General features: G+C 73.3%; 2 protein-coding genes. Both read right to left on the reverse strand.

Features of this window, described 5'->3' with window-relative positions:
* Positions 1-459 (reverse strand): transcription antitermination protein NusB (locus AC5RV2_RS18580; protein WP_494093552.1); only part of this gene is annotated, 459 nt, incomplete at its 3' end.
* A partial coding sequence (locus AC5RV2_RS18585; protein WP_494093553.1) for a methionyl-tRNA formyltransferase occupies positions 456-866 on the reverse strand: 411 nt, incomplete at its 5' end. The genes AC5RV2_RS18585 and AC5RV2_RS18580, both read right to left, overlap by 4 nt.

Genomic DNA, 866 nt, shown 5'->3' on the forward strand with positions numbered 1-866 from the left:
CAGGCCGACGGTCTGGTCCAGGGCGGCGTGGGCCGGCACCCGCATGGCCAGCAGCTGGTGGGCGCCGAGGCGCAGCGCATCGAGGATCGCGGGGTCCAGTTGGTCCAGCGGCCGGTCCACGCAGCGGGCCAGGATGGCATCGTAGGTGCCCAAACCGCGGAGGGCGCCGTAGGCCAGCTCCGTGGCGAAGCCGGCGTCGCGCTTGTCCAGCCGGTGTTTGCGGATGCTCGCCGGCAGCACCAGGTTCGCATACGCATCGTCCCGTTCCACCGCGCGGAGCACCTCGAAGGCCGCCAGCCGGGCCGGGTCGGCCGCCCGCGTCCGCTGCGACGGAGCCGATCGGGAGTACTGCCTGGTGCCGCCGCGGTTGCGCTCCCGCCCCGCAGCATCACGGCGGCCGGCCCCCTGGCCGCCGCCTTGGCGTCCGCTGTTCCGGCTGCCTTCATTCCGGCCGCTCATTCGAAGTGCACGTCCTCACGCTGTCCGAGCCCGCGGGCCCAATCTGCTGCATCCATCATTTTCTTGCCCGCCGGCTGGACCCTGTCCAGCTCCACGGCATGGGAGCCCGTGCCCACAAGTGCCGAGGCCGACGAGCCGCCGGACAGCCTCACGGCCCCGGGCGGCAGCCCGCGGTGCTCGGGCCGCAGGCGTACCGGGCCCAGCTTGAAGCGCTGGCCGTCGAGCATGGTCCAGGCACCGGGCTCGGGAGTGACGCCGTTGATGCGGCGGCGGATGGCCAGCGCCGGCTGCCGCCAATCAATGTGACCGTCCGCCAGGGACAGCTTGGGCGCGAGGCTGACATCGCCGGACTGCGCCACCGCCACCGCTGTGCCCGCGCCAACGGCCGCCAGGGTTTGCGACAGCAG

The organism is Arthrobacter sp. Y3225116 (genome assembly GCF_059091245.1).